Below are 288 nucleotides of genomic sequence, written 5' to 3'. Positions count from 1 at the left end.
TACGGTTTGTGGGTTGGGCGGTGACAGTATGTTGTCGGGTGCGTGACGAACGGGGCATCCCGCTGGTTTGCCAAGTCGCCATCGCCGCGGGCTTCGGTATCGGTGTGGCCACGGCCTGGCGCTACGTGAACGACACGATCGAGCGTCTCGCCGCGTACGCGCCCTCGTTGACGGAGGCCCTCACCAGCCATCACGCCGACAGCTACGTCCTGCTGGACGGCACGGTCGCCCAGACCGGCCGGGTCCGTGCCGCAGGCCACTTCTCCGGCAAGGTCCGCCGTGAGGGGG

General features: G+C 68.4%; 1 pseudogene. It reads left to right on the top strand.

The window, feature by feature from the left end:
* Positions 1 to 38: 38 nt before the first annotated feature.
* Positions 39 to 288: pseudogene (locus IG74_RS0145040) on the top strand (hypothetical protein); the annotation flags it as partial.

Source organism: Streptomyces sp. NRRL B-1347, assembly GCF_000720325.1.
GTDB lineage: Bacteria > Actinomycetota > Actinomycetes > Streptomycetales > Streptomycetaceae > Streptomyces.
The sequence above is the reverse complement of the archived record's forward strand: the minus strand, read 5'-3'. Positions and strand labels throughout refer to the sequence as shown.